This window comes from Vibrio harveyi NBRC 15634 = ATCC 14126 = KCTC 12724 (assembly GCF_001591145.1).
In the GTDB taxonomy this organism is placed as follows: Bacteria; Pseudomonadota; Gammaproteobacteria; order Enterobacterales; family Vibrionaceae; genus Vibrio; species Vibrio harveyi.
The window spans coordinates 41,233-66,834 of the sequence record NZ_BCUF01000032.1 but is presented as its reverse complement, the minus strand read 5'-3'; the positions used below and the strand labels follow the sequence as shown (position 1 = coordinate 66,834).

At 45.7% G+C, this 25,602-nt stretch carries 19 protein-coding genes; 11 read left to right on the top strand and 8 right to left on the bottom strand.

The genetic code is table 11. The features are described from left to right. Window positions 1–331: 331 nt before the first annotated feature. The 3 genes from VHA02S_RS16690 (at window position 332) to VHA02S_RS16680 (ending at window position 2,558) form a co-directional block, all read left to right on the top strand. Window positions 332–520: a (2Fe-2S)-binding protein gene (locus VHA02S_RS16690; protein ID WP_005451472.1), complete on the top strand. Its 189-nt coding sequence runs from the start codon at window positions 332–334 to the stop codon at window positions 518–520. Between the two features lie 74 nt (window positions 521–594). Next, window positions 595–1,071, top strand: coding sequence for a bacterioferritin (gene bfr / locus VHA02S_RS16685; RefSeq protein WP_005381359.1), 477 nt, complete (start codon window positions 595–597; stop codon window positions 1,069–1,071). Between the two features lie 209 nt (window positions 1,072–1,280). Beyond that, on the top strand, window positions 1,281–2,558 hold the full coding sequence (locus VHA02S_RS16680; protein ID WP_038898119.1) for a malic enzyme-like NAD(P)-binding protein: 1,278 nt from the start codon (window positions 1,281–1,283) through the stop codon (window positions 2,556–2,558). A gap of 110 nt (window positions 2,559–2,668) precedes the next feature. Here the strand turns inward: VHA02S_RS16680 and metJ are convergent, their stop codons facing one another. Beyond that, window positions 2,669–2,989, bottom strand: a complete 321-nt coding sequence (gene metJ, locus VHA02S_RS16675) for a met regulon transcriptional regulator MetJ (RefSeq protein ID WP_005432736.1) — start codon at window positions 2,987–2,989, stop codon at window positions 2,669–2,671. Between the two features lie 229 nt (window positions 2,990–3,218). Here metJ and VHA02S_RS16670 point away from each other — a divergent pair, with 229 nt between their 5' ends. From VHA02S_RS16670 to metF, 3 genes are all read left to right on the top strand, one after another. Beyond that, complete coding sequence (locus VHA02S_RS16670; RefSeq protein WP_038898118.1) at window positions 3,219–4,379, top strand: O-succinylhomoserine (thiol)-lyase; 1,161 nt, start codon at window positions 3,219–3,221, stop codon at window positions 4,377–4,379. Between the two features lie 17 nt (window positions 4,380–4,396). Then, window positions 4,397–6,805 (top strand): bifunctional aspartate kinase/homoserine dehydrogenase II, encoded by a 2,409-nt coding sequence (locus VHA02S_RS16665; protein ID WP_038898117.1) that lies wholly within the window; start codon window positions 4,397–4,399, stop codon window positions 6,803–6,805. Between the two features lie 272 nt (window positions 6,806–7,077). Next, the gene (gene metF / locus VHA02S_RS16660) at window positions 7,078–7,980 is read left to right on the top strand and encodes a methylenetetrahydrofolate reductase (protein WP_005432740.1); all 903 of its coding nucleotides are present in this window, start codon (window positions 7,078–7,080) and stop codon (window positions 7,978–7,980) included. Between the two features lie 70 nt (window positions 7,981–8,050). On the opposite strand, the gene VHA02S_RS16655 is transcribed toward metF, so the two are convergent. The 3 genes from VHA02S_RS16655 to argE form a co-directional block, all read right to left on the bottom strand. Beyond that, window positions 8,051–8,590, bottom strand: a complete 540-nt coding sequence (locus VHA02S_RS16655; RefSeq protein ID WP_005451477.1) for a PadR family transcriptional regulator — start codon at window positions 8,588–8,590, stop codon at window positions 8,051–8,053. Between the two features lie 438 nt (window positions 8,591–9,028). Beyond that, entirely contained in the window at window positions 9,029–11,662 is a 2,634-nt protein-coding gene (ppc, locus tag VHA02S_RS16650; RefSeq protein WP_005451479.1) for a phosphoenolpyruvate carboxylase, read from the bottom strand. Window positions 11,663–11,940: 278 nt separating this feature from the next. Beyond that, window positions 11,941–13,077, bottom strand: a complete 1,137-nt coding sequence (gene argE / locus VHA02S_RS16645) for an acetylornithine deacetylase (protein WP_038898116.1) — start codon at window positions 13,075–13,077, stop codon at window positions 11,941–11,943. Window positions 13,078–13,221: 144 nt separating this feature from the next. On the opposite strand from argE, the gene argC reads away from it, so the two are divergent. The 4 genes from argC (at window position 13,222) to argH (ending at window position 18,469) form a co-directional block, all read left to right on the top strand. Beyond that, complete coding sequence (argC, locus tag VHA02S_RS16640; protein ID WP_009701791.1) at window positions 13,222–14,226, top strand: N-acetyl-gamma-glutamyl-phosphate reductase; 1,005 nt, start codon at window positions 13,222–13,224, stop codon at window positions 14,224–14,226. Between the two features lie 21 nt (window positions 14,227–14,247). Then, window positions 14,248–15,039, top strand: coding sequence for an acetylglutamate kinase (gene argB, locus VHA02S_RS16635; RefSeq protein WP_005451485.1), 792 nt, complete (start codon window positions 14,248–14,250; stop codon window positions 15,037–15,039). Between the two features lie 90 nt (window positions 15,040–15,129). Then, complete coding sequence (locus VHA02S_RS16630) at window positions 15,130–16,344, top strand: argininosuccinate synthase (protein ID WP_005451488.1); 1,215 nt, start codon at window positions 15,130–15,132, stop codon at window positions 16,342–16,344. A gap of 250 nt (window positions 16,345–16,594) precedes the next feature. Then, window positions 16,595–18,469 carry an argininosuccinate lyase gene (argH, locus tag VHA02S_RS16625; protein ID WP_005432701.1) on the top strand — a complete coding sequence of 625 codons (1,875 nt, stop codon included), beginning with the start codon at window positions 16,595–16,597 and terminating at the stop codon, window positions 18,467–18,469. Window positions 18,470–18,623: 154 nt separating this feature from the next. On the opposite strand, the gene VHA02S_RS16620 is transcribed toward argH, so the two are convergent. The 3 genes from VHA02S_RS16620 to VHA02S_RS16610 form a co-directional block, all read right to left on the bottom strand. Further along, window positions 18,624–18,905: a DUF3624 domain-containing protein gene (locus VHA02S_RS16620; RefSeq protein WP_026000384.1), complete on the bottom strand. Its 282-nt coding sequence runs from the start codon at window positions 18,903–18,905 to the stop codon at window positions 18,624–18,626. A 386-nt stretch (window positions 18,906–19,291) separates the two neighbouring features. Then, complete coding sequence (locus VHA02S_RS16615) at window positions 19,292–20,764, bottom strand: dihydrolipoyl dehydrogenase (RefSeq protein WP_009702764.1); 1,473 nt, start codon at window positions 20,762–20,764, stop codon at window positions 19,292–19,294. Window positions 20,765–20,980: 216 nt separating this feature from the next. After that, a complete protein-coding gene (locus VHA02S_RS16610; RefSeq protein ID WP_005451494.1) occupies window positions 20,981–21,709 on the bottom strand; it encodes a redoxin family protein in 729 nt (242 codons plus the stop codon). Window positions 21,710–21,883: 174 nt separating this feature from the next. Between VHA02S_RS16610 and oxyR the strand changes: the two genes are divergently transcribed. Continuing rightward, window positions 21,884–22,792: a DNA-binding transcriptional regulator OxyR gene (gene oxyR, locus VHA02S_RS16605; protein WP_005451495.1), complete on the top strand. Its 909-nt coding sequence runs from the start codon at window positions 21,884–21,886 to the stop codon at window positions 22,790–22,792. A 66-nt stretch (window positions 22,793–22,858) separates the two neighbouring features. Here the strand turns inward: oxyR and VHA02S_RS16600 are convergent, their stop codons facing one another. Continuing rightward, entirely contained in the window at window positions 22,859–25,429 is a 2,571-nt protein-coding gene (locus VHA02S_RS16600; protein ID WP_038898115.1) for a penicillin-binding protein 1A, read from the bottom strand. Between the last annotated feature and the right edge of the window lie 173 nt (window positions 25,430–25,602).

The window sequence follows — 25,602 nt, the reverse complement described above, 5'->3', positions numbered from 1 at the left end:
ACTGAATTAATCGTAATCTTGCACTCTTCTTCTTTTTGAAGAAAGCGCTAGAAAAAGGGAAGCTTAGGCTTCCCTTTTTTATATCTACAATTCCTCTTTTCAATATGGTTATAAGCCCATCACTCTTAGTTATGCTTTTTGTTTTTTAAAAACATGATCTTAGCTCTGCTCGATTTTCTCTTCTTTTTAGCTATCCGCTAAGTCACTGAAAAATGCCAAAGCGGTCCAGACCGTTATAACAAAACGTTCTGTAATTCACCTCAATACAACTGGTAACAAGAACGATTCTTGTTTATATTTCATTCCAAAGTGAAATTTAAAGGTTTTGAATATGTACGTTTGTCTTTGCCATGGTGTCTCTGACAAGAAAATTAGGAAGTTGGCGATAGATGAAGGCGTAACAGACATAAAAGGAATTAAACGATGTACTGCTTTGGGCAGCCAATGTGGTAAGTGCATTAAACAAGCCAAAGAGATTTTAGCGGAAACAGAATACCTAACACTGAAACAAGCTAGCTAATTATTAGCTAAGCCTTTTTGACACCTTCTCATTTGCTTCTACATTTAAATGAAGCCAAAGAGGAGGGCTTTGTCATGAAAGGCGATCCAATCATAATCCAACATCTCAATAAAGTGCTCGGCAACGAGCTCGTCGCTATCAATCAATATTTTCTGCATGCTCGTATGTACAAGGACTGGGGCTTAAAACACCTCGCCGACAAGGAGTACCACGAGTCGATCGATGAAATGAAGCACGCTGATCATCTAATCGAACGTATCCTGTTTCTAGAAGGCTTACCTAATTTGCAAGATCTCGGTAAATTGATGATCGGGGAAGATACCAAAGAAATGCTTGAGTGCGATTTGAAGCTCGAAATGGCAGCAATCCCAGATCTAAAAGATGCGATCGCTTATGCGGAGGATATCCGTGATTATGTATCACGCGACCTTTTCCAAGATATTCTTGAAGACGAAGAAGAGCACGTCGATTGGCTTGAAACGCAACTGGGCTTGATCGAAATGTCTGGTATCGAAAACTACCTACAAGCGCAATACGTTGATGAAGAGTGAGATTATATTTCGCTGTTTTCTCGCTGAAAGAAAGTGATTAAAAGTGCACCTGATCTGTCTATCAGGTGCCAATCATAGATATCTGGTCTAATCTCTTACATTATTACCTTTTTTAAGGATATCGCTCGCAATCTTGCCTATGAAGATTGACTTCTATCCTTTAGAATTTATTCCCCCTTACCGAAAAAATAACAAAAGAGAAACGATCCATGTCTGAAGACAATCGCCAAGAAGTCACCCCAGAAGAAGAACGCCGCCAACAAGCACTGGACTACCATGCGTGCCCAACCCCAGGCAAAATCGCAGTAGAGCTGACTAAGCCAGCTGAAACTGCTAACGATCTTGCTCTGGCATACAGCCCTGGTGTTGCAGAGCCTGTACGCGAAATCGCACAAAATGCCGACAACGTGTACAAGTACACGGCGAAAGGCAACATGGTTGCGGTTATCTCTAACGGCACGGCTATTCTTGGTCTTGGTAACCTTGGTCCGCTAGCTTCTAAACCAGTAATGGAAGGTAAAGCGCTGTTGTTCAAACGCTTTGCTGGTCTAGATTCAATTGATATCGAAGTGAAACACCGCACGATCGACGAATTTGTCGACACAGTAGCAAACATTGCAGATACTTTCGGTGGTATTAACCTAGAAGATATCAAAGCGCCTGATTGTTTTGAGATTGAAAAGCGCCTTATCGAACGCTGTGATGTACCTGTATTCCACGATGACCAACACGGCACTGCAATCGTAACGGCTGCGGGTATGCTGAACGCAATTGAGCTGCAAGGTAAGAAGCTAGAAGAATCAACCATCGTTTGTCTTGGTGCTGGTGCTGCGGCAGTGGCATGTATGGAGCTGTTGATCAAATGTGGCGCAATGCGTGAGAAGATCTACATGCTGGATCGTAAAGGGGTGATCCATACACGTCGTGACGACCTAAACGAATACAAACAGTTATTCGCAAACAACACAGATAAGCGTACGCTGGAAGACGTGATTGAAGGTGCGGATCTGTTCTTGGGTGTATCAGGTCCAAATTTACTACCTGCAGAAGCATTGAAGCTGATGGCAGATAAGCCTGTTGTGTTCGCATGTTCAAACCCAGATCCTGAAATCAAACCAGAATTGGCTCACGAAGTGCGTGATGACTTGATCATGGGCACGGGTCGTAGCGACTACCCGAACCAGGTAAACAACGTTCTGTGTTTCCCATTCATCTTCCGTGGTGCATTGGATGTTCGTGCGAGTGAAATTAATGATGAAATGAAGCTTGCGGCAGTCGATGCGATTCGTGAATTGGCAAAAGAGCCAGTACCAGAAGCTGTATTGAAGGCAGCTGGCGTAGACAAGCTAGAGTTTGGCTCTGATTACATCATTCCAAAACCAATGGATCCACGTCTACTACCACGCGTAGCAAAAGCGGTTGCTCAAGCTGCGGTTAATTCAGGTGTAGCGCGTATTGAGATGCCAGAAAACTACATGGCGGAGTAAGCCAAAGTCATTTCTGACAGCAAAGAAAAGGGACGCGATGGCGTCCCTTTTTAGTTTGGTCTGAAACTGTCCCCGGTACAGCCTCATCGTGTTGACGAATTTGTAAGCAATTATTCTTCGTCAAACGCTTCGAATTCGATGCCCATTGCCGTCATCAGCGCTTTCGCTTCTGTAGGAATATCATCTGGGCGGTCTTTACGAAGGTCTTCATCAGTTGGCAGTGGTTGCCCTGTGTAAGCATGTAGGAATGCTTCACATAGTAGCTCACTGTTAGTCGCATGGCGTAAGTTGTTGATCTGGCGGCGAGTTCGCTCATCAGTCAGCACTTTTAAAACTTTTAGCGGGATAGAGACGGTAATCTTTTTTACTTGTTCGCTTTTTTTACCGTGCTCAGCATACGGGCTAATGTATTCGCCATTCCAGTCAGCCATTGCGCACCTTCATTAATGTAATAAGTTAGAAAAATAAATATAGGTGCTGATTTTAGCTGCATTTACTGCCATAAGCAAAGACATATAGACGTCTAGAAGTGTTGACGTCTTATTTTTAGACAAGTAAAGTGAGGTTAATAGTTAGGGAAGAGTGTTAATCAATTGAGCAATACAAGCTAGATATAGCGCATTCCCATTTAGATGTCACCACCCGTGAAAGGATACACCCATGAGCACCCGTAAGCCTGCGACCATTGCTGTACGCACTGGTATCGAGTCAGACAGTCAATATCACGCTGTTGTACCACCAATCTACCTTTCTACTAACTACGGCTTCCCCGCGTTTGGTGAAGTTCCACAATACGATTACACACGTTCTGGTAACCCAAACCGAGGCTTGTTAGAAAAAGCATTGTACGAACTTGAGTCAGGTAAAGGAGCGGTTGTCACTAACTGCGGCACATCGGCACTAAACCTTTGGGTATCGGCGTTTCTTGGACCTGATGACTTAATTGTTGCACCGCATGATTGCTACGGCGGTACGTATCGTCTGTTCAATACTCGCGCCAACAAAGGCGACTTTAAAGTGCAGTTTGTTGACCAGTCGGATCAGCAAGCGTTGGATGCGGCGATTGCGAAAAAGCCAAAGCTTATCTTGTTAGAAACTCCGTCAAACCCACTCGTACGTGTTGTTGATATTGCGGCTGTGTGTGAGAAGGCAAAACAAGTTGGCGCTTTAGTTGCGGTGGACAATACCTTTTTGACACCTGTGTACCAAAAGCCTTTGGAGCTTGGTGCGGATTTTGTTATCCACTCAACAACGAAATACATTAATGGTCACTCTGACGTGATTGGTGGTGTGGTGATCACTAAGAGCGAAGAGCATGCTGAAGAGTTAGCATGGTGGGGTAACTGCATTGGTGCAACGGGTACGCCATTCGACAGTTACATGACTCTTCGAGGAATTCGTACGCTGGGTGCGCGAATGCGAGTTCATGAAGAAAGCTCTCAGCAAGTGTTGGCGTATTTGCAAACGCAATCTTTGGTAGCGAAGATTTATCATCCAAGTTTGCCAGAGCATCCAGGCCATGACATCGCGAAGAAGCAACAATCGGGTTTTGGTTCTATGCTGAGCTTTGAGTTTGCTGGCTCATTTGAGCAGCTAAAAGTGTTTGTTAAAGAACTTGAACTCTTCTCTCTTGCTGAGTCGCTAGGTGGTGTAGAAAGCTTGATTTGTCACCCTGCGTCAATGACGCATCGTGCGATGGGTGAAGAAGCTCTGGCTGAAGCTGGTGTTTCTCAACAGTTACTGCGCTTATCTGTTGGCTTAGAGGATGCCCAAGATCTGATTGCTGATCTTGAGCAAGCATTTGTGAAAGCTACACAGTAATTGGGAGAGGTAAGGTCATGACTGTACAACGTCAGCTGCATAAATTTGGTGGTAGCAGCTTAGCGAACCCAGAATGTTACCAACGTGTGGTGGGTATTCTTAAAGAGTATTCAGCAGAAAATGATTTGGTGGTGGTATCGGCTGCAGGGAAAACCACTAACCGCTTGATCGAGTTTTTAGAAGGGCTAGATAAAGACGGTCGCATCGCACACGAAGCGCTACAAAACTTGCGACTGTTCCAGACGGAGTTAGTTGAAGCTTTATTAGAAGGAGAAGCGCAAACGCAAGTGCTTGCTTCTCTTCAAGATGAATTCAGTACCTTAGCTGAGTTAACTGCGCCACTTACGGAAGCGCAAAAAGCAGCAGTGCTTGGGCATGGTGAAGTATGGTCGTCACGCTTACTGGCTGCACTGTTATCACAACAGGATCTTCCAGCGGTAGCGCAAGATTCTCGCGCCTTTTTACGCGCAGAAGCTGGAACGCAGCCAGAAGTCGACCGAGCTCGCTCTTATGCACTCATCAAAGAGGCGTTAACTCAACATAGCCACAAGCGTGTCATCATTACAGGCTTTATGGCGCAAAATGAAGTGGGTGAAACAGTACTGTTGGGGCGTAACGGCTCAGACTATTCAGCAACGGTGATTGGTGCATTGGCTGAGGTAAACACAGTGACCATTTGGAGTGATGTTGCTGGCGTTTACAGTGCAGACCCACGTTTAGTGTCGGATGCTTGCTTGTTGCCGCTGCTGCGTTTAGATGAGGCGAGTGAACTTGCGCGTTTGGCTGCGCCAGTGCTGCACAGTCGTACGCTACAGCCAGTTGCTCAAAGCACGATGGATTTGAACCTCAAATGCAGCTATCAACCTGAATCAGGCTCAACGCGTATTGAGCGCGTATTGGCTTCAGGTCGCGGTGCTAAAATCATTACGTCTCTTGATGAAGTGTTGTTGGTTCAACTGTCTTTTATTCATGGTCATGATTTTGAGCGAGCGCAGAAAGAAGTTCTGCAAGCTTTAAAGCGTGCTCAATTGGAACCATTAGCATTTGAAGCACAACAAGATCAGCAAACTTTGCGTTTGGCGTATACCGCAGAGATTGCTGGCGGTGCATTAACTTATCTACAAGAGTTAGCCGTTGAAGCAGAAATCAAGCTTAAAGAGGGTTACTCACTTTTAGCGGCTGTTGGTGCCGGAGTGACGAAAAATGCAAATCACTGTTTTGGCTTCTATCAACAACTTAAGCATGCGCCTGTTGAGTTTATTTCAGAGACGGAATCAGGTTTGAGCTTGGTAGCAGTACTACGCCGTGCAGAAGTCGAAGAGTTGGTACAATGCATTCATAGTCAGTTGTTTCAAGCCCAAAAGTGTGTAGCGGTTGCGTTGTGTGGTAAAGGTAACATTGGCTCAAGTTGGTTATCGCTGTTTGCAGAGCAAAAAGAAGAGCTCGAAAAACGCCATGGTATGAGCTTTGATTTAGTAGCGGTTGTTGATAGTCAAACGTATTGGTTTGATGAAAACGGGATTGATGCAGCAACAGTTGCTCAGCGCTTTGATGATGAAAGCATCGAGAATGATGGCAACTGGTTGACGAAGCTCGGCGCGATACAAAACTTCGATGAAGCAGTCGTACTTGATGTCACGGCGAGTAAAGAGTTGGCGACACGTTATGTGGAAATTGCGCAGCAAGGTATTCACTTGATTTCAGCGAACAAAGTGGCAGGCTCGGCGGACAGTCAATATTACCACCAAGTACAAGACGCCTTTGCTAAAATTGGTCGTCATTGGCTTTACAACGCTACGGTTGGTGCAGGGTTACCGATCAACCATACTGTTCGAGACTTGCGTGAAAGCGGTGATGATGTCGTCGCACTATCGGGTATTTTCTCCGGTACGCTATCTTGGTTATTCCAGCAGTTTGATGGCTCAGTGCCGTTTGCTGAACTGGTCGATTTGGCATGGCAACAAGGTTTGACAGAGCCTGACCCTCGCTCTGATTTAGATGGCTCTGACGTGATGCGTAAGTTGGTTATCTTGGCTCGTGAATCTGGTTTGAGTATTGAACCAGAGAGTGTGAAAGTGGAATCACTTGTACCAGAAGAGTTGCGAGAACTGAGCCTAGACGCATTCTTTGACCAAGGTGATATTCTAAGTGAGATTCTACAAGAGCGTCTAACCAAGGCTCAGAAAAATGACCAAGTGTTGCGTTATGTCGCGCGTTTAGAGCGTAATGGCAAAGCAACGGTGGGTGTTGAAGCATTATCACGTGAACATGCACTGGCAAACTTACTACCGTGTGACAATATCTTTGCTATTGAGAGTAAGTGGTACAAAGACAATCCATTGGTTATTCGAGGTCCAGGTGCTGGTCGTGAAGTCACGGCTGGTGCGATTCAATCTGACCTTAATCGCCTAGCTGGTTTGTTTTAAATTTCACCGAAACAATTTTTGCGAACAACAACAAAACCTCGGACTATCTCCGGGGTTTTTTATTATTTAGATAATGCCATACTGAATTGGGAAGTTCGGCTAGGGATTGGTCATAAAGGAACTTGAACTATCCTCATTATGAACTTGAGAAAAATTCATAATCACAAGGTTGACATTAAATCGCATTCAATACATTCTGTAGACATATAGACGTCTAAACGTCGATTTGAGGAATTTTGATTTCGTGGTGGAGTTGCCACAGGGAGAGTAAGATGGGATACACGCATGCAGGGCACATCGATGCCTTAAACCAGAATATCGCTGAACTATCAGACAACATCAACGTCTCATTTGAGTTTTTTCCACCAAGCAGTGAGAAGATGGAAGAAACACTGTGGAACTCAGTGCATCGTCTTAAAACTCTTCAACCAAAATTCGTTTCTGTCACATACGGCGCAAACTCAGGCGAGCGTGACAGAACCCATTCGATCATTAAAGAAATCAAAGCGGCAACAGGTCTTGTGGCTGCGCCTCACCTAACGTGTATCGACGCAACTCGTGATGAATTGATCGACATTGCTGACGATTACTGGAATAACGGTATCAAAAACATCGTAGCGCTACGTGGTGATATTCCACCGGGTGGTGGTGCGCCAGATATGTACGCATCGGATTTGGTAGAACTGCTTAAAGCGCGCCACGATTTCGATATCTCAGTAGCGGCATTCCCAGAAGTTCACCCTGAAGCGAAAAGTGCTCAATCGGATCTGCTGAATCTAAAGCGTAAAGTTGACGCAGGTGCAAACCGCGCGATTACTCAGTTCTTCTTTGATGTGGAGTCTTACCTGCGCTTCCGTGACCGTTGTGTAGCGGCTGGTATTGATGTCGAAATTGTGCCGGGTATCTTGCCAGTATCGAACTTCAAACAAGCATCTCGCTTTGCGGCGCAGAATAATGTGAAAGTACCAGGTTGGATGAGCAAGCAGTTTGAAGGTTTGGATGATGATCCCGTGACGCGTCAGCTGGTTGGTGCAAGCCAAGCAATTGATATGGTTCGTGTATTAAGCCGTGAAGGTGTAAAAGATTTTCACTTCTACACATTGAACCGTGCAGAGATGACTTATGCACTTTGCCACACTCTAGGTGTTCGTCCACAAGTTGCAGTAGGGGCTTAATGCCCCTTCCCCAGATAAACAAAAGGCTTGCCCATCGGCAAGCCTTTTTCGTTTCATTTAAAGTGACGAATTAGCCGATCACTTCAAGTTCTGTTAGTACTTCTTCTGCCCAGTTAATCCAAGCTTCACGTAGCATTAGGTTACGACGAAGTGTTAGACGCTCTAGACGTGCTTGCTTGTCTAGTGTTGATGGCGTTGCGTAGTACGCTGCTTCGATTTCTTTGTAGTGAGAAACGAGCTTACGAGACTCTTCTACAAGTTCAGAAAGCTGGTCACGGTACGGTGCTGCTGGCTGCACGGCACAAGCCATTAGCTTAGCAGAGAATTCGTCGCGTACAGTTGGGTGTGCAGTTGGTTGATCGAACCACTCGCCCAATGCGCTACGACCTGCGTCAGTGATTGAGTAAACCTTACGATCTGGTTTGCCTTCTTGAGGTTCTAGTACGCAAGTAACCAGCTCTTTCTCAGCCATCTTGTTAAGTTCACGATAAACTTGTTGATGGCTTGCTTTCCAGAAGTAACCGATGCTAGCTGAGAATTCTTTAGTGATGTCGTAACCGGTAGCGTCGCGAGTGCTAAGTACAGTTAGAATTACGTGTGGTAATGACATGTCTTCAATCCAAATGGTCAATAAACTTGTAAACAAGCTAGCTACACTTTCATTTGCGTTCTTAATGACGCTTGAGTTTTTTATGTGTAGATAGCACCAACAATGTTGGTCCTGTCACCTTAAAGCCGTTTATCACCTAGAGTGATGGTGTTTCCACCGAGCTGGAGCCTATTTGATTGGACTTGTGAGCTTCCAGCAGGCAAGTAGTATATAAATAATAAGCATGAAGTGGAATAGTAGGACAAAATTACCCAAAAAAACTAATAAAATACTCAATAGTGTTTTTTGGTAGTGAAATATCTTGTTGTGTAGAGACTTTTTGTTTTCTATTTGGATTAATAATCTAGGTCGGCATTGTTCGAATAGTGGAAGTGATTAGTGAATAACAATAAAGGCTGAGATTTCGCTCAGCCTTTTAGTCAACTTTATGTAATCAGATTAACCTGTATTACGCATGCCTGCCGCAATACCTGCAATCGTCACCATCAATGCTTCTTCTAAATTGGCAGAAGCTTCTTCAGTTTGACGAGTTCGGTATAGCAACTCGGCTTGAAGCATGTTCAATGGCTCAACGTAGATGTTACGTAGGCGAATAGATTCTAGACCCCAAGGGTCGCTTTGCATTAGGTTCTCGTTGTTCTCTACGTTTAGTACCGACTTGATATCACGCTGGAGTTGCTCACGTAGTCGATCACCTAATGGTAGAAGTTGATTCTCCACTAGGCGTTGATCATAGTAGCGAGAGATTTCCATGTTGCACTTGGTGTACACCATCTCAAGCATGCCTAGACGAGTAGAGAAGAACGGCCATTCACGACACATCTCTTCCAGTAGCGCCTGGTGACCTTTGTCGACAGAGTACTGAATAGCCTCACCTGCGCCTAACCATGCTGGCAGAACCAAGCGGTTTTGGCTCCAAGAGAAGATCCATGGAATCGCACGCAAGCTTTCTACGCCACCGTTTGGATTACGTTTCGCTGGTCGTGAACCAAGTGGCAGTTTACCTAGCTCAAGCTCCGGTGTTGCTTGGCGGAAGTAAGGCACGAAATCTGGCTCGCCACGAACTACACTACGGTATGCTTCGCAGCTTACTTCTGACAAGACGTCCATTAGGTCACGCCACTCTTGCTTAGGCTCTGGTGGCGGCAGTAGGTTTGCTTCAAGGATTGCACTAGCGTACAGGTTGAAGCTATTAACTGCTACATCAGGTAGACCCAACTTAAAGCGGATCATTTCGCCTTGCTCTGTTACGCGCAGGCCGCCTTTCAGACTCTTAGGTGGCTGAGATAGTAGTGCAGCATGTGCTGGCGCACCACCACGACCAATTGTACCGCCACGACCGTGGAATAGTGTGAGTTCTACACCTTCTTCTTCTGCAACCTTAACCAGTGAGTCCATCGCATGGTATTGCGCCCAACCTGCTGACATTACGCCTGCGTCTTTTGCAGAGTCAGAGTAGCCGATCATCACCATTTGGTGGTTTTGGATAAAGCCGCGGTATAGGTCGATACCCATTAGCTGCTTGATTACCGCTTCTGCGTTGTTCAAATCGTCTAGCGTTTCGAACAGAGGACAAACGTCCATGCGGTAAGGGCAACCTGCTTCTTGAAGTAGTAGGTGTACGGCAAGTACGTCAGAAGCGGTACGCGCCATTGAGATAACGTAAGCACCGAATGCTTCGCGAGGTTGTGCTGCAACAATCTTACAGGTATCCAAAACCTCTTTAACTGGTTCCGATGGTTCCCAGTCACGAGGCAGAAGAGGGCGCTTAGATGCGAGTTCGTTAGTTAGGAAAGCTACCTTATCTTGCTCGCTCCACTGTTCGTAGTCTCCAATACCTAGGTAACGAGTCAGTTCAGATAGAACGTCGGCATGACGCGTACTTTCTTGACGGATATCGAGACGAACTAGGTGGATACCGAATGCTTTAACACGGCGTAGCGTATCCAGCAGTGAGCCGTTAGCAATCACGCCCATGCCACATTCGTTTAGTGATTGGTAACACGCGTAAAGTGGTTCCCAAAGCTGCTCTACTTTTTGTAGCGGCGCTTTGACTGCCAGTTTCTGACCGTGAACTTTTGCGTCGAGAATGTCTTTTGTTTCGTTCAGTAGCGAACGTAGCTGTTTAAGGATCGCACGGTATGGTTCGTGTTGATCTTCACCCGCAAGCTCTCGAACTTTGTCGTTACACACTGTCATTGACAGTTCGCTGATCAGTTCGTTGATGTCGTTGAGGTATAGGTCTGCAGCTTTCCAACGAGACAGAAGCAGTACTTCACGAGTTACGCTGTGAGTTACAAATGGGTTACCGTCGCGGTCACCACCCATCCAAGATGAGAAGTGCACAGGGCGAGCATCAATCGGTAGACCTTCGCCAAGGTATGATTTTAGACGGTCGTTCATTTCACGTAAGAAGTCAGGTACGGCTTCCCATAGTGAGTTTTCTACTACAGCAAAGCCCCATTTGGCTTCATCAAGCGGTGTCGGGCGCTGTTGACGAATAACGTCAGAGTGCCAGCTTTGAACGATCAGCTGCTCAAGACGGCGTTCAGTTTTCTTACGCTCTTTGAAAGAGAGGTCGCTCAGCTCTAGCTTAGATAGACACTCGTTGATCTTTACAAGCTTGTTGATCATAGTGCGACGAGTGATTTCGGTTGGGTGCGCAGTCAGAACTAACTCAATGTTCAGATCGCGAACCGCTTGTGCCGTGTCTAGCTTACTCACATCATTTTGCACTAGTTTTGAGAACAGCGAATTAATTGCGTCAGGTTCGCAGATATGCTCTTCACAATGGCGTGAAATGGTGTGGTATTGCTCAGCAATATTGGTCAGGTTTAGAAATTGGTTGAACGCGCGGGTCACTGGCGTCAATTGCTCATCTGGTAAGCTTTTAATTTCTTCTATTAAGCTTTCTCTGTCAGCGTTATTTCCAGCTTGAGCCGATTTGGATAATTTACGAATGGTTTCCACTTTCTCGAAGATTTCTTCGCCATGAGCATCACGAATCGTGTTACCCAGAAGGTGGCCCAACATGCGCACATTGCTTTTAAGTGCGGCGTATTTCTCGTTCATTGTCATCCTGCCTCGTAAAAAAACTACATCCATTGTCCTTGTTAAGACTCCAATCTAGCGAAAATAACCAGTTCTAGTCAAATAAAGCAGAGTAAGTTTGCAATTATTCCGCTGCTGACCTGATTTAGAGCAAAATTAGGTCAGCTTATGCCACTCGAAGTGAAAATTAATTACAAAATTGCCGCTTAAAGAAGGATATAGCGTGCTAGAAGAATAGTGGCGAAGATAACAAAATGCAGCTCAATCGAGCTGCATTGTGAGGAAAGTACAGAATGCGACTAACAACAATATTTCACCATCGCACGTGATAACACGTCGATGGTTGGGTCGATAAAGTCGAAAGAGAGGAACTCATCTGGTTGATGAGCTTGATCAATTGAACCGGGACCTAGAACTAAGGTTGGACACAGTTGCTGCAGAAATGGCGCTTCAGTACAGTAGTTGACGGTTTCTGAGCTGGTTTGACAGATCTCTTCAACACCACCAATAAATGGGTGATCGTGTTGACATTCGTAACCCGGAATTGGCTCGTGCAGGGGAATAATTTCTAATCGCCCTGGCCATTTCGCTTCGACTTCTTTCAATGCTCCGCGCAGCATGTTCTCTAAACCATCAAGGCTAATGCCAGGAAGAGGACGAACGTCATAATGCAGTTCACAGCAACCGCAAATACGGTTTGCGCTGTCACCACCATGGATATGACCAAGGTTTAGGGTAGGGCTTGGAATAGCAAAACCCGGATGGTGATACTCTTTAACCAATTTGTCGCGCAGTTGCATCATGGCAAACATGACTTCATGCATTATTTCAATTGCGTTGATGCCGAGCGCAGGATCAGACGAATGACCGGACTTGCCTGTTACGCGAATGGCATTTGCCACATGCCCTTTATGACCTCGAATTGGTACGAGGCTGGTGGGTTCGCCAATGATGCAGTAATCCGGCTTAAAAGGCGCATTCTCAGTGAAATGACGGGCACCTAGCATGGTGGTTTCTTCATCACAGGTCGCCAATACATAAAGCGGCTTGGTTTGCTTACTCCAGTCGATTTTCTTTACCGCTTCATAAATAAAGGCAAAGAAGCCTTTCATATCAGCAGTACCCAAACCGTAAAAGCGGTTGTCTTTTTCGGTCAGCTTATGTGGGTCAAAACTCCAACGTCCTTCATCAAATGGCACTGTGTCGCTGTGACCTGCGAGAAGTAGACCGCCTTCACCTTCACCCATACGTGCAATCATATTGTGTTTGCCTGGCTCCACTTCGATCACTTCAACACTGAAGCCAAGATCTTTAAACCAAGAAGCTAGCTTCTCGATCACTTTGGCATTGCCTTGATCCCAACTTGGATCGGTTGAGCTGATCGAAGAGGTACTGATCAGTCCTTCATAGACCTCTAGAAAACTTGGTAATTGCATGGATTCTTCAATTCTCCTATTGACAGACAGAGCACAAAAATGTAAAACACATATTAAATCATATTTAATGAATAAAAAATCAAAATAAAGCAAAAATTAAATATGAATAGTCATTTTGAGCCTTAAGTATATGGATGTCATGTAATGCTAAAAACCACGATTATCGGAGCCAGCGGCTACACCGGCGCAGAGTTGGCTTTAATGGTCAACAAACACCCTGAACTCACGCTATCAGGTTTATACGTTTCCGCCAATAGCGTAGATGCAGGAAAGAATATTGCTCAATTGCACGGCAAGCTAGCGGGTGTGATTGATATGCCAGTTTCACCACTGACTGACCCTGAGCAAGTTGCTCAAGTGTCTGATGTGGTCTTTCTGGCAACGGCACATGAAGTGAGCCATGACTTAGCTCCTATCTTCTTAGAGGCGGGATGTCAGGTATTCGATTTATCTGGTGCATTTCGTGTGAAAAGCGAAGGCTTCTACGACACCTTTTATGGCTTCGAACATCAATATAACAACTGGCTAGATAAAGCAGCATACGGCTTAGCAGAGTGGAACCAAGAATCAATAAAAACCACTCCTTTGATTGCAGTGGCAGGTTGCTACCCAACCGCTTCACAGCTTGCAATCAAACCTTTATTAGAACACGCATTACTGGATACCAACCAATGGCCTGTGATTAATGCAACCAGTGGTGTATCAGGTGCAGGGCGTAAAGCTTCCATGGTTAACAGCTTCTGCGAAGTGAGCTTGCAACCTTACGGTGTCTTTAACCATCGTCATCAACCAGAGATTGCTCAGCATTTAGGTTGCGATGTGATTTTTACTCCACACCTAGGCAACTTCAAACGCGGCATTCTTGCCACTATCACGATGAAATTGGCACAAGGTGTGACGGAAGCACAAGTGGTACAAGCGTTTGAACAAGCTTACCAAGGCAAGCCAGCGGTTCGCCTTAAAGGTGACGGTATTCCACGTATTCAGGATGTCGAAAATACGCCTTTTTGTGATATCGGCTGGAAGGTACAAGGCGAACACATCATTGTGATTTCGGCGATCGACAACCTACTTAAAGGTGCATCGAGTCAAGCGATGCAATGTCTCAATATTCATTACGGTTACCCAGAACTGACAGCGTTGCTGTAGTCGTTGAAAGAGGGAAATGCGATGACGCAAACCAATCAAGCTCCTTTAGTCATTAAGCTCGGTGGTGCAGCCCTATCTTGCACTCAAACCTTAAGCCAACTGTTTGGTGCCATTGCGGCTTACCAAAAGTCGGCACAGCGACAAATCGCCATCGTTCATGGCGGTGGCTACCTAGTTGATGAATTGATGGCAAAGCTTCAGCTTGAAACCGTTAAGAAAAACGGTCTTCGCGTAACGCCTTATGAGCAAATTCCTGTGATTGCAGGTGCGCTTGCGGGTACAGCAAACAAATTGCTTCAAGGTCAAGCGATTGCGGATGGTCTAAACGCTGTAGGTCTTAGTCTCGCTGATGGTGGGCTATGTCATGTTGAAGAGCTGGACCCAGAGCTAGGCGCAGTAGGTAAAGCATCACCGGGTGATTCAACCCTATTACAAGCGGTGCTAAACGCAGACGCATTGCCGATCATCAGCTCAATTGGTCTGACTGAAAAAGGTCAGATGATGAATGTGAATGCTGACCAAGCCGCTGTTGCAGTGGCCGGTGCGTTAGATGCGGAGTTAGTACTTCTGTCTGATGTTAGCGGTGTACTCGATGGCAAAGGTCACCTGATCAAAACGCTATCCGAGCAAGAAGCCGATGCATTGATCAAAGGGCAAGTGATCACCGACGGTATGATCGTCAAAGTTAAAGCCGCTTTGGAGGCTGCCAATGATCTTGGTCGTCCTATCGAAGTTGCGACATGGCGTTACCCAGAGAAACTGACCCAGCTATTCGCGGGTGAAAGTATCGGAACGCAATTTCTGCCGCAATAGAGCAGAAGCAAACCAGTTAAAGAATTGAACATTAGGAAGTGGTTGGCACTGACCGCCGAGAGCAGCGCCAGTTAAGTTTGGAGAAAAAACATGAGCAAAGTGAACGTAAATAAAGTGGTAGTCGCATACTCAGGCGGTCTAGATACTTCAGTAATCATCCCGTGGCTAAAAGAGAACTACGACTGTGAAGTAGTAGCTTTCGTTGCCGATGTTGGTCAAGGTGCAGAGGAGCTAGAAGGTATTGAAGCGAAAGCAAAAGCTTCTGGTGCTTCTGAATGTTACATCGCTGATCTGAAAGAAGAAATGGTAGCGGATTACATTTACCCTACGCTAAAAACCGGTGCTTACTACGAAGGTAAATACTTACTAGGTACATCAATGGCGCGTCCAATCATTGCCAAAGCGCAGGTTGAAGTTGCACGTAAAGTGGGCGCAGACGCTCTGTGCCATGGTTGTACAGGTAAAGGTAATGACCAAGTACGTTTTGAAGGTGCATTTGCAGCACTAGCACCAGATCTGCATGTTATTGCGCCTTGGCGTGAATGGGATCTAGTGAGCCGTGAAGAGTGCTTAGATTACCTAGCAGAGCGTAACATTCCTTGTTCAGCATCTCTTACTAAGATTTACTCGCGTGATGCGAACGCATGGCACATTTCTACTGAAGGTGGCGTTCTAGAAGATACATGGAACGCGCCAAATGAAGATTGCTGGGCTTGGACTGTAGACCCAGAGCAAGCACCGAATGAAGCAGAAACCGTGACGTTAAAAGTAGCGAAAGGTGAAGTTGTTGAGGTAGACGGTGAAGCGATGACACCATATAACGCGTTGGTTTACCTAAACGAAAAAGGTGCGAAGCACGGTGTTGGTCGTATCGATATTGTCGAAAACCGTCTAGTGGGAATGAAGTCTCGTGGTTGTTACGAAACTCCGGGGGGCACCATCATGATGGAAGCACTGCGTGCGGTAGAGCAACTGGTGCTGGATAAAGCGTCATTTGAATTCCGCGAGGAGCTTGGTCTGAAAGCATCGCACCTTGTTTATGATGGTCGTTGGTTCACGCCGCTGTGCAAGTCTATTCTTGCGGCTTCTGAAGAGCTCGCGCAAGACGTGAATGGCGAAGTGGTTGTGAAGCTTTACAAAGGTCACGCAACGGTAACGCAAAAACGTTCGGATAACAGTTTGTACTCTGAAGAGTTTGCTACTTTTGGTGAAGATGAAGTTTATGACCAAAGCCATGCTGAAGGCTTTATCCGTCTTTACTCACTATCAAGCCGTATCCGTGCGCTGAACAGCCAGAAAAAATAAGCCAATTTAACGTCTTATAAGATAAGAGACCTGCCACTATTGGCAGGTCTTTTTGGTTTTTGCTGACCTTATTGGCATAAAGATAAAATAGTCATGAATAAATATGTAGAAATATTGAATTTCTACTTTATTTTTGTCTACGATTATCGTAACGTTGAGGCATAAGAAAAAGTGAGCAAATGACCACCGATTTGGTCAACACTTAATGAATAACACGTTAGCGTAAGCAATAGTCATCAGGAGAGACGCAATGGCATTATGGGGCGGAAGATTTACCCAAGCGGCAGATACCAGATTTAAAGACTTCAACGATTCGTTGCGTTTCGATTACCGATTGGCTGAGCAAGACATCGTAGGCTCAATTGCGTGGTCTAAAGCATTGCTGTCTGTTGACGTGTTATCTGCAGATGAACAACAAAAGCTTGAGCTAGCACTAAATGAACTCAAGCTTGAAGTGATGGAAGACCCACATCAAATCTTACGTTCAGACGCTGAAGATATCCACTCTTGGGTCGAGCAGCAACTGATCAATAAAGTTGGTGACCTAGGTAAAAAGCTACACACGGGACGTTCTCGTAACGACCAAGTTGCAACCGATCTCAAGCTTTGGTGTCGTCAGCAAGGCCAACAACTGTTGATTGCACTTGATCGCCTACAAACTCAAATGGTTGGTGTTGCTAAGCAGCATCAAGGTACTGTTCTTCCTGGTTATACGCACTTACAACGTGCTCAGCCTGTGACGTTTGCTCACTGGTGCTTGGCTTATGTTGAAATGTTTGAGCGTGATTACTCACGTCTGAACGATGCGCTAAAGCGTTTGGATACGTGTCCACTCGGCTCGGGTGCGCTTGCGGGGACCGCTTACCCTATCGACCGTGAAGAGCTGGCTCACAACCTTGGTTTCCACCGTGCGACACGTAACTCGCTAGACTCGGTTTCTGACCGTGACCATGTGATGGAGCTGATGTCTGTGGCATCTATTTCGATGTTGCACCTATCTCGCTTGGCAGAAGACATGATCTTCTACAACTCGGGTGAGTCTAACTTTATTGAACTAGCCGATACCGTGACGTCAGGCTCTTCGTTGATGCCACAAAAGAAAAACCCAGATGCATTAGAGCTTATTCGTGGCAAGACAGGTCGTGTATACGGCGCGCTTGCTGGCATGATGATGACGGTGAAAGCGCTGCCACTGGCTTACAACAAAGACATGCAAGAAGACAAAGAAGGTCTGTTCGATGCGCTTGATACATGGAATGACTGTATGGAAATGGCAGCATTGTGTTTCGATGGCATTAAGGTTAATGGCGAGCGTACGTTAGAAGCGGCGAAGCAAGGTTACGCAAACTCAACTGAGCTGGCGGATTACCTAGTGGCGAAAGGCATCCCATTCCGTGAAGCGCACCATATCGTCGGTGTTGCTGTGGTTGGTGCAATTGCCAAAGGCTGTGCGTTAGAAGAGTTGTCGATTGAAGAATTGAAATCTTTCTCTGAAGTGATTGAGGCGGATGTGTATGACATCTTGACCATCGATTCATGCCTTGAGAAACGTTGTGCGCTTGGCGGCGTGTCGCCGCAGCAAGTGGCTTATGCTGTCGACCAAGCAGACAAGCGTCTATCTCAACGTGACACTTCAGCAGTCAAAGTACGTCCAGCACGTCTGACGGATATTGAGACACTGGAAGGCATGGTGGCGTACTGGGCAAATATGGGTGAGAATCTACCACGCTCACGTAATGAGTTGGTACGTGACATTGGTTCTTTCGCGGTTGCCGAGCACCACGGAGAAGTCACTGGTTGTGCGTCTTTGTATGTCTATGACTCAGGCTTAGCAGAGATTCGCTCTTTAGGTATTGAAGCGGGTTGGCAAGGTCAAGGGCAGGGCAGTGCGATTGTGAACTATCTGGTTGAGAAGGCGCGCCAGATGGCTATTAAGAAAGTCTTTGTGCTGACACGTACGCCAGAGTTCTTTATGAAGCAAAGCTTCTTGCCAACGTCGAAGTCATTGCTGCCAGAGAAAGTACTGAAAGATTGCGATCAGTGCCCACGTCAGCATGCATGTGATGAAGTTGCACTGGAGATCAACTTGTTCGAACAATTGATCCAGAAAAGTAATGTAGCCTAGGTTAATGATTCTACTAGTATTTAAGAAAATACTAAAAAAATCAGAAAAAAATTTGGAACCTTTGAGAGGAAGCCCGGTCTATTAAAGTACCACTGCTTTTTCTTAGAAGAATCTAAGAGAGCCCCAAGACCGGTATTGGTTTTGGGGCTTTTTTCTATCTGTCATCTGGATGATGATCATCTTTATTTTGTTTTCTATGGCGGCGCTGCCACGGCAGAATAACGAAGCGCATCCAGAGGTGTAAAAACAGCAGACCATTAAACGCAAAGCCCGCAAAGATCAGTGCGATCGACTCGATGCTTTGTGGATCATCTTTAAATGCAAACCACCATACGATCCAACATAAGACAGAGAGCACGGTAAGTTGATCCATGCATCGCTGACAACGCCCGATTTTTTTCCAAAACCAATGCTCTTGGCAACTTCGACAAGTCATTGTTCTACCCAAACTATCTATTTGCTTCTGATTATAACCTCAACTCCTGTTTGATAGTGTTTTTGCTTGGTTTCTTAGTCTCACTTATCAAACCAAAAATGAAAAATTAGCTTGGTCAAAATTGTGTAGCACGTAACTGATGTATGGTGCGCTGTCAGCCTGACAATAGGAAAAATAATAATGTCGACAGAACTTAAAGTAGCACTTGGTTTAGCGGGTAGCTTTTTCACGATTGGATTAACAGCCATTGTGTTGGTGAGTCGCTATGCAATGATGACTGCATAACCACAGCTCTATTGATTCTTGAATTGATAAAGCTGAAAGAAGAAAGCCTCGTCTATGACGAGGCTTTTTGTTTATCGATGTTAAGGATAATGAGGGCAGGATTAACAACCAGGACCACAGTCTAGGCAGTGCTTGATTGTCTCTGGGCCTAAGTGAAGTTTTGCATTCAAATCTCGCAGTGCGGTGCGAACGCCTTCTTCAATTACTGGGTGGTAAAACGGCATATCCAACATTGCTGAAACTGTCATTTTATTTTGATGTGCCCAAGCGAGCAGGTGGGCTAAGTGCTCGGCGTTTGGTCCCATCATTTCTGCGCCCAAGAAGCGTCCGGTGCCTTGTTCTCCGTACACATGCAATATGCCTTTATTGCGTAGCATCACTCGTGAGCGACCTTGGCTTTCAAACGAGACCTCTCCGGTTGCGAAACAGCCGCAGGTGCCTAAACGTGCTTCCAATTGCTTAAAGGTTTCACCAACCATGGCAATTTGTGGATCAGAGAATACAGCAGAAATAGGCGAGCGGCGCAAACCTGCACGAATATCAGGAAAGCGACCAGCGTTATCACCAGCAATACGACCTTGGTCTGCCGCTTCATGAAGCAGTGGAATTTGGTTACTTGCATCACCTGCGATGAAGATGCTCTCTACCGAAGTTTGCAATGTATAGTGATCCGCCGTTGGTACGCCGCGCTCATCTAATGCCACACTGGTGTTTTCAATCGCGAGCTTATCCACATTCGGGCGACGACCTGTTGCTGCCAATACGTAATCGACAATAAAGGTTTCTAGTTCACCATCGTGGTTGATGAACTGAATTTCGACCTTATCTTCACCGTTATTTTCTGGCGAAGCAATACGTTTCATGCTTTCGACTTTTACATCGGCATCAAGGTAAAACTCTTCTTTGAATGCTTTATCGGCGTACGCCATCACTTCAGGGTCCGTCAATGGTCCTACTTGACCACCAAGACCAAATAGCTTCACATTCACTCCTAAACGATGCAGCGCTTGACCCAATTCAAGACCAATGACACCTGGACCAAATACTGCAACGGATTCTGGCAAGTCATCCCAATCGAATACATCATCGTTAATGACTAGGCGATCGCCGAGCTCATTCCATACCGCTGGGTATGCTGGACGTGAGCCTGTTGCGATCACAATGCGCTTTGCGGTGATCTGAGTGTGGTCATTAACGACTAGCGTATTGTCATCAATAAACTTGGCATAGCCTGAAACTTTATCTTCAGCAGGGATCTCATCGACGCCTTCCAACACAAAGCCAACAAAGCGGTCACGTTCTCGCTTTACTCGATCCATTACTTCACGACCGTTAATGTAAATCTCGCCTTGTGGGTGCACGCCGAAACCTGGTGCTTTCTCGATTTGATGTACGCTTTCTGCTGCAGCGATCAAAAGTTTTGAGGGCATACAACCTACACGAGCACATGTTGTGCCGTAAGGACCACCTTCGATCATCACAACACTGTCTGTGTGCGCTTTTGCTGCGCGGTATGCACCAAGACCTGCTGTACCACCACCAATGATTGCTACGTCAACATTTAACTGTTTCATAATGGATTCTCGTTTTGTCCAAACTGAGTTGAGATGACTAAGTTTAGAAGAGTGAATTTGAGTTCATTAATCTTGATAGTCCGAAGAAGAGCAGTGATCAAGACTAAGCATAGGAAGTGATTGAGGGGGTAGTCTCCCGGGCGAGGGATGCTCCGGGAGACTGAGGGCTGAGTTCTGGACAGCTAAATTGCCAACCCAAGCCCATTAGGCAAATTATTAACCTAGGTAAGCTTCTAATTCTTCGCTACCACCGATGTGTTTACCACCGATGAACACTTGAGGAACCGTCGTACGACCCGAAATTGCACGTAGACTGACTGTTGTTGCGTCTTTACCCAAAATCACTTCTTCATATTGAAGACCGTGGTCAATCAGATTTTGTTTCGCTTTCATGCAGAAAGGGCAACCTGGTTTAGTGAACACAGTGATCGATTCTTGAGTTTTGTACTCAGGTGCTACGTAGTTCATCATTGTGTCTGCATCAGAAACTTTGAACGGGTCGCCTGGTTCGTTTGGTTCAATAAACATTTTCTCAACCACACCGTTTTTCACTAGCATGCTGTAACGCCATGAACGCTTGCCGAAGCCGATGTCGTTTTTGTCTACTAGCATACCCATGCCATCTGTGAACTCACCGTTACCATCTGGGATGAAAGTGATGTTTTCAGCTTCTTGGTCAGCTTTCCATGCATTCATTACAAACGTGTCGTTTACTGATACACATAGAATCTCATCCACACCATGCTCTTTAAATACTGAGAATAACTCGTTGTAACGAGGTAGGTGGCTTGACGAACAGGTTGGAGTAAACGCACCTGGCAAGCTGAATACGATAACCGTTCTGTCTTTAAACAGTTCATCCGTGGTTACATTCACCCATGCGTCACCTTTACGAACAGGAAAAGTAACTTGTGGTACAGCTTGACCTTCTTTTGATGCAAACATGATGATTTCCTTTTTAAATTTATGAAATAATTCGTTTTCGAGCTTAGCGTTATTTGTCGCTCAGTTTCGTTTTGTTGAGCTCATTATTGAAAAAAAACTTTGATAGCTCTAATCGTTTAATGCTATGGTTTTGATAGATTATTTCTATCGCCAAACAAGAAGCGAATCGTACGTATGAATATCCGAGATTTTGAGTACTTGGTGGCGCTTGCGGAGCACAAGCATTTTCGAAAAGCAGCAGAAGCCTGTTTTGTTAGCCAACCAACTTTAAGTGGCCAGATTCGAAAACTGGAAGACGAACTTGGTACAGCCTTACTAGAAAGGAGCAGCCGTCGAGTGCTGTTTACTGATTCTGGTTTGCAATTGGTGGAGCAAGCAAAACGCATCTTAAGTGAAGTGAAAACTTTCAAAGATATGGCGAGCGGTCAAAGCGGTGCGATGACCGGTCCAATGCACATTGGCTTTATTCCAACCGTTGGTCCTTACCTATTGCCCAAAATAGTCCCTCGACTGAAAGAAGAGTTTCCTGAGTTAGAATTGTTTTTACATGAGGCTCAAACCCACCAACTGGTACGTCAGTTGGAAGAAGGTAAGCTTGATTGTCTTGTTCTAGCGTCAGTTGATGAAACAGCTCCGTTTAAAGAGATTGAAGTCTATAACGAGCCGTTGAGTGTTGCTGTACCTTGCGATCACGAATGGGCTGGTTTAGACCATATAGACATGTTGGATCTTAATGGGCGAACCGTTTTGGCGCTAGGAGATGGTCACTGCCTACGCGACCAAGCGCTTGGTTTTTGCTTTGCTGCAGGAGCAAAAGATGACGAGCGCTTTAAAGCCACCAGCCTAGAAACATTACGTAATATGGTTGCGGCGGGCGCAGGTATCACGTTATTACCACAGTTATCTGTACCGCATGAGAAGAAGAAGGATGGTGTCTGTTATGTCCCTGCGATTAATCCAACACCTTCGCGCAGCATTGTTTTAGTTTATCGTCCGGGCTCTCCACTGCGTGCTCGCTTCGAAACCTTGGCTGCAACGATTAAAGGGGTACTAGAGGCTCAGGAAGACTCTATTGCCGCTTAAGCGCAAGTTAATATAGGAAAAGGGAGCCCAATGGCTCCCTTTTTTGTTTTATCTGATGAGTGGTTGTTAGAACAACTCTTCTGAGCCGCTACCAGCACCTGAATAGATACTGTCTTCTAAACTGTTACCGACGTACTCAGTTGGCTCAGTTCCTTTCTCAAAATATTCGAACATGGATGAACCATCGACTTTATGAGTCAGAAGACCGCTATCACGATCAATACGAACACGGACGATATCTTCTGGGATGTTTTTCGCTTTTTGAGGCGTACCTTCAAGTGCGACGCGCATGAAATCAATCCAAGCTGGCTCAGCTGTCTTCGCCCCCGATTCCGCACCAGAAATCTGCCCTTTACCAAGGTTGCTGTTCACAGTCGTTCGACCTAGAGTGCGGGAGTGATCGTCAAAGCCAACCCATGCAATAGCGACAATGCCCGGACCGTAACCGTTATACCATGTATCTTTTGAATCGTTGGTTGTACCGGTCTTACCGCCAATATCGCGGCGTTCGAGTTTCTGAGCGCGCCAACCTGTGCCGTTCCAACCGGTACCATCACGCCAGCTACCGCCGCCCCAAATGTTGCTGTACATCATCTCACGCATTAAGAATGCGTTTTGTGCTGAGATAACTTGCTTCGCATATTGTGGTGTATCGTCTTCTAATGCGTTGTCTGATGTTGGCTCATCCATTGCGATATCTTGCTCGCCAAACTCTGCGGCAAACTTATCTTCAACTGGCGCTTCTTGCTCCATTTGAGGGCAATCATGCTGACAGATAACTTTTGGATTGGCTTTAAATAGCACTTCACCGAAAGAGTCTTCAACGTGGTCAATGTAGAATGGTTCAACATAGTAACCACCGTTGGCAAAGACCGAGTAACCTTGTGCTACTTTCATCGGCGTTAAGCTACCCGCACCAAGCGCAATAGTCTCTGAACGCGGCACTTCGTTGATATCAAAACCAAAGCGAGTCAGGTATTCGCGAGTCGCATCTAAGCCTACTTCACGCAAAGTGCGCACCGCCATTACGTTTTTCGATTGTGCTAAACCGATACGTAGACGAGTAGGACCAATGTATGTCGGTGGTGAGTTCTTCGGACGCCATGCCGAACCAGAACCTGCATCCCATTTGTTGATTGGAGCATCGTTAACTAATGATGCCAGCGTTAGACCTTTATTGATCGCAGCAGAGTAGATGAAAGGCTTAATACTTGAACCTACCTGACGGACCGACATGGTCGCACGGTTAAATTTGCTATGGACGAAGTTAAAACCACCAACGAGAGAAAGTACCGCACCATTTTCTGGGTTCATTGCGACAAACGCGGTGTTTGCATTTGGCACTTGGCTCAACTTCCAATTGTTGATGGTGTTGCCATCTTTGTCAGTTGTGCTGACTTCGCGAACCCAAACTTGCTGGCCTACTTCTAGGATCTCTTGCGCTGATTTTGGTGCTGCGCCTTGGCGTTCATCAGTCAGGAACTTACGAGCCCAGCTCATGCCTGTCCAAGCGAGAGTTTGTTCGTCGTTGTTTTTCACCCAAACTTGTGCCGTTTTACCGTCTACTTTGGTCACAACCGCTGGATAAAGTTGACCATATGTTGGCTGCTTCTTCAGATGCTTCTCAATCTGCTCTGTATCCCAAGCAGGTTCGCCTTGTTTCCACAGTACTTTCTCTGCTCCGCGATAGCCGTGACGTTCATCGTAAGCAAGGATATTGTTGATGGATGCTTTGTTTGCTGCGTCTTGAAGCTTGGAATCTACCGTCATGTAAATGTTCAAACCAGACGTATACGCTTTGTCTGCACCGTATTCTTTTACTGCCCAAGAACGTGCTAGTTCTGCGACGTATGGGGCAGACAGTTCGATTTCAGCGCTATGGTAGCGTGCCACAATTGGCTCTGAGCGTGCTTCATCGTATTGCGCTTGAGTGATGTATTTCTCATCCAGCATACGCATCAACACCACATTACGACGCTTTGTCGCTCGCTCTAGTGAGTAAAGTGGGTTCATGGTTGATGGCGCTTTTGGCATACCTGCTAACGTAGCAATCTCGCTGAGAGTCAGTTCATTCAAACTCTTACCGAAATAAACCTGAGCTGCTGCACCAAAACCGTAAGAGCGGTAGCCAAGGAAAATCTTGTTAACGTATAGCTCCATGATCTCTTGTTTTGTCAACAACTGCTCAATGTGAATCGCAATGAAGATCTCTTTCACTTTACGCATGATTTTCTTCTCATTAGATAAGAAGAAGTTACGCGCTAGCTGTTGAGTGATGGTACTCGCACCTTGTTTTGCAGAACCAGATAACGCCACCACAACAGCAGCACGAGTAATACCGATTGGATCGATACCAGGGTGCTCATAAAAGCGGCTATCTTCGGTCGCAATCAGCGCGTGAATCAAATCTTGCGGAATTTCGTCGTAGGTAACAGGAATTCGGCGCTTCTCGCCAAACTGTGCGATCAGTTTCCCATCTTGACTAAAAACCTGCATAGGTGTTTGTAATTCAACATCTTTTAGGGTTGCAACATCTGGCAATTCAGGCTTCACGTACTGATAGAAGCCAAAAATTGTGGTGACTCCAAGAATTATGCAAATCAATGTTAAAAATAATAAACGCTTTATGAACTTCACCGGAGAATCCCTGATTGGTTGAGGCTGTGTAACGGCAAACCCTTGTACTCTTAGGTCAAAAATTTAGCACATAAGAGGTATTAACTCCTATTTGGGTGCTAATAACAACCTTTGCACGAAGAAAATTCTCTGTGCGCTAACTACATAAGCACGCAGGAATTTCGGAGCGAGAG

What these genes read in the sequence shown, in the direction of transcription:
- VHA02S_RS16690 (WP_005451472.1), top strand. Translation starts at nt 332, where the DNA reads ATGTACGTTTGTCTTTGCCATGGTGTCTCTGACAAGAAAATTAGGAAG.
- VHA02S_RS16620 (WP_026000384.1), bottom strand. Translation starts at nt 18,905, where the DNA reads ATGACTTGTCGAAGTTGCCAAGAGCATTGGTTTTGGAAAAAAATCGGG.
- VHA02S_RS16615 (WP_009702764.1), bottom strand. Translation starts at nt 20,764, where the DNA reads ATGAAACAGTTAAATGTTGACGTAGCAATCATTGGTGGTGGTACAGCA.
- ppc (WP_005451479.1), bottom strand. Translation starts at nt 11,662, where the DNA reads ATGAACGAGAAATACGCCGCACTTAAAAGCAATGTGCGCATGTTGGGC.
- bfr (WP_005381359.1), top strand. Translation starts at nt 595, where the DNA reads ATGAAAGGCGATCCAATCATAATCCAACATCTCAATAAAGTGCTCGGC.
- argH (WP_005432701.1), top strand. Translation starts at nt 16,595, where the DNA reads ATGGCATTATGGGGCGGAAGATTTACCCAAGCGGCAGATACCAGATTT.
- argB (WP_005451485.1), top strand. Translation starts at nt 14,248, where the DNA reads ATGACGCAAACCAATCAAGCTCCTTTAGTCATTAAGCTCGGTGGTGCA.
- oxyR (WP_005451495.1), top strand. Translation starts at nt 21,884, where the DNA reads ATGAATATCCGAGATTTTGAGTACTTGGTGGCGCTTGCGGAGCACAAG.
- metF (WP_005432740.1), top strand. Translation starts at nt 7,078, where the DNA reads ATGGGATACACGCATGCAGGGCACATCGATGCCTTAAACCAGAATATC.
- argC (WP_009701791.1), top strand. Translation starts at nt 13,222, where the DNA reads ATGCTAAAAACCACGATTATCGGAGCCAGCGGCTACACCGGCGCAGAG.
- argE (WP_038898116.1), bottom strand. Translation starts at nt 13,077, where the DNA reads ATGCAATTACCAAGTTTTCTAGAGGTCTATGAAGGACTGATCAGTACC.
- VHA02S_RS16670 (WP_038898118.1), top strand. Translation starts at nt 3,219, where the DNA reads ATGAGCACCCGTAAGCCTGCGACCATTGCTGTACGCACTGGTATCGAG.
- VHA02S_RS16655 (WP_005451477.1), bottom strand. Translation starts at nt 8,590, where the DNA reads ATGTCATTACCACACGTAATTCTAACTGTACTTAGCACTCGCGACGCT.
- VHA02S_RS16630 (WP_005451488.1), top strand. Translation starts at nt 15,130, where the DNA reads ATGAGCAAAGTGAACGTAAATAAAGTGGTAGTCGCATACTCAGGCGGT.
- metJ (WP_005432736.1), bottom strand. Translation starts at nt 2,989, where the DNA reads ATGGCTGACTGGAATGGCGAATACATTAGCCCGTATGCTGAGCACGGT.
- VHA02S_RS16665 (WP_038898117.1), top strand. Translation starts at nt 4,397, where the DNA reads ATGACTGTACAACGTCAGCTGCATAAATTTGGTGGTAGCAGCTTAGCG.
- VHA02S_RS16680 (WP_038898119.1), top strand. Translation starts at nt 1,281, where the DNA reads ATGTCTGAAGACAATCGCCAAGAAGTCACCCCAGAAGAAGAACGCCGC.
- VHA02S_RS16610 (WP_005451494.1), bottom strand. Translation starts at nt 21,709, where the DNA reads ATGTTTGCATCAAAAGAAGGTCAAGCTGTACCACAAGTTACTTTTCCT.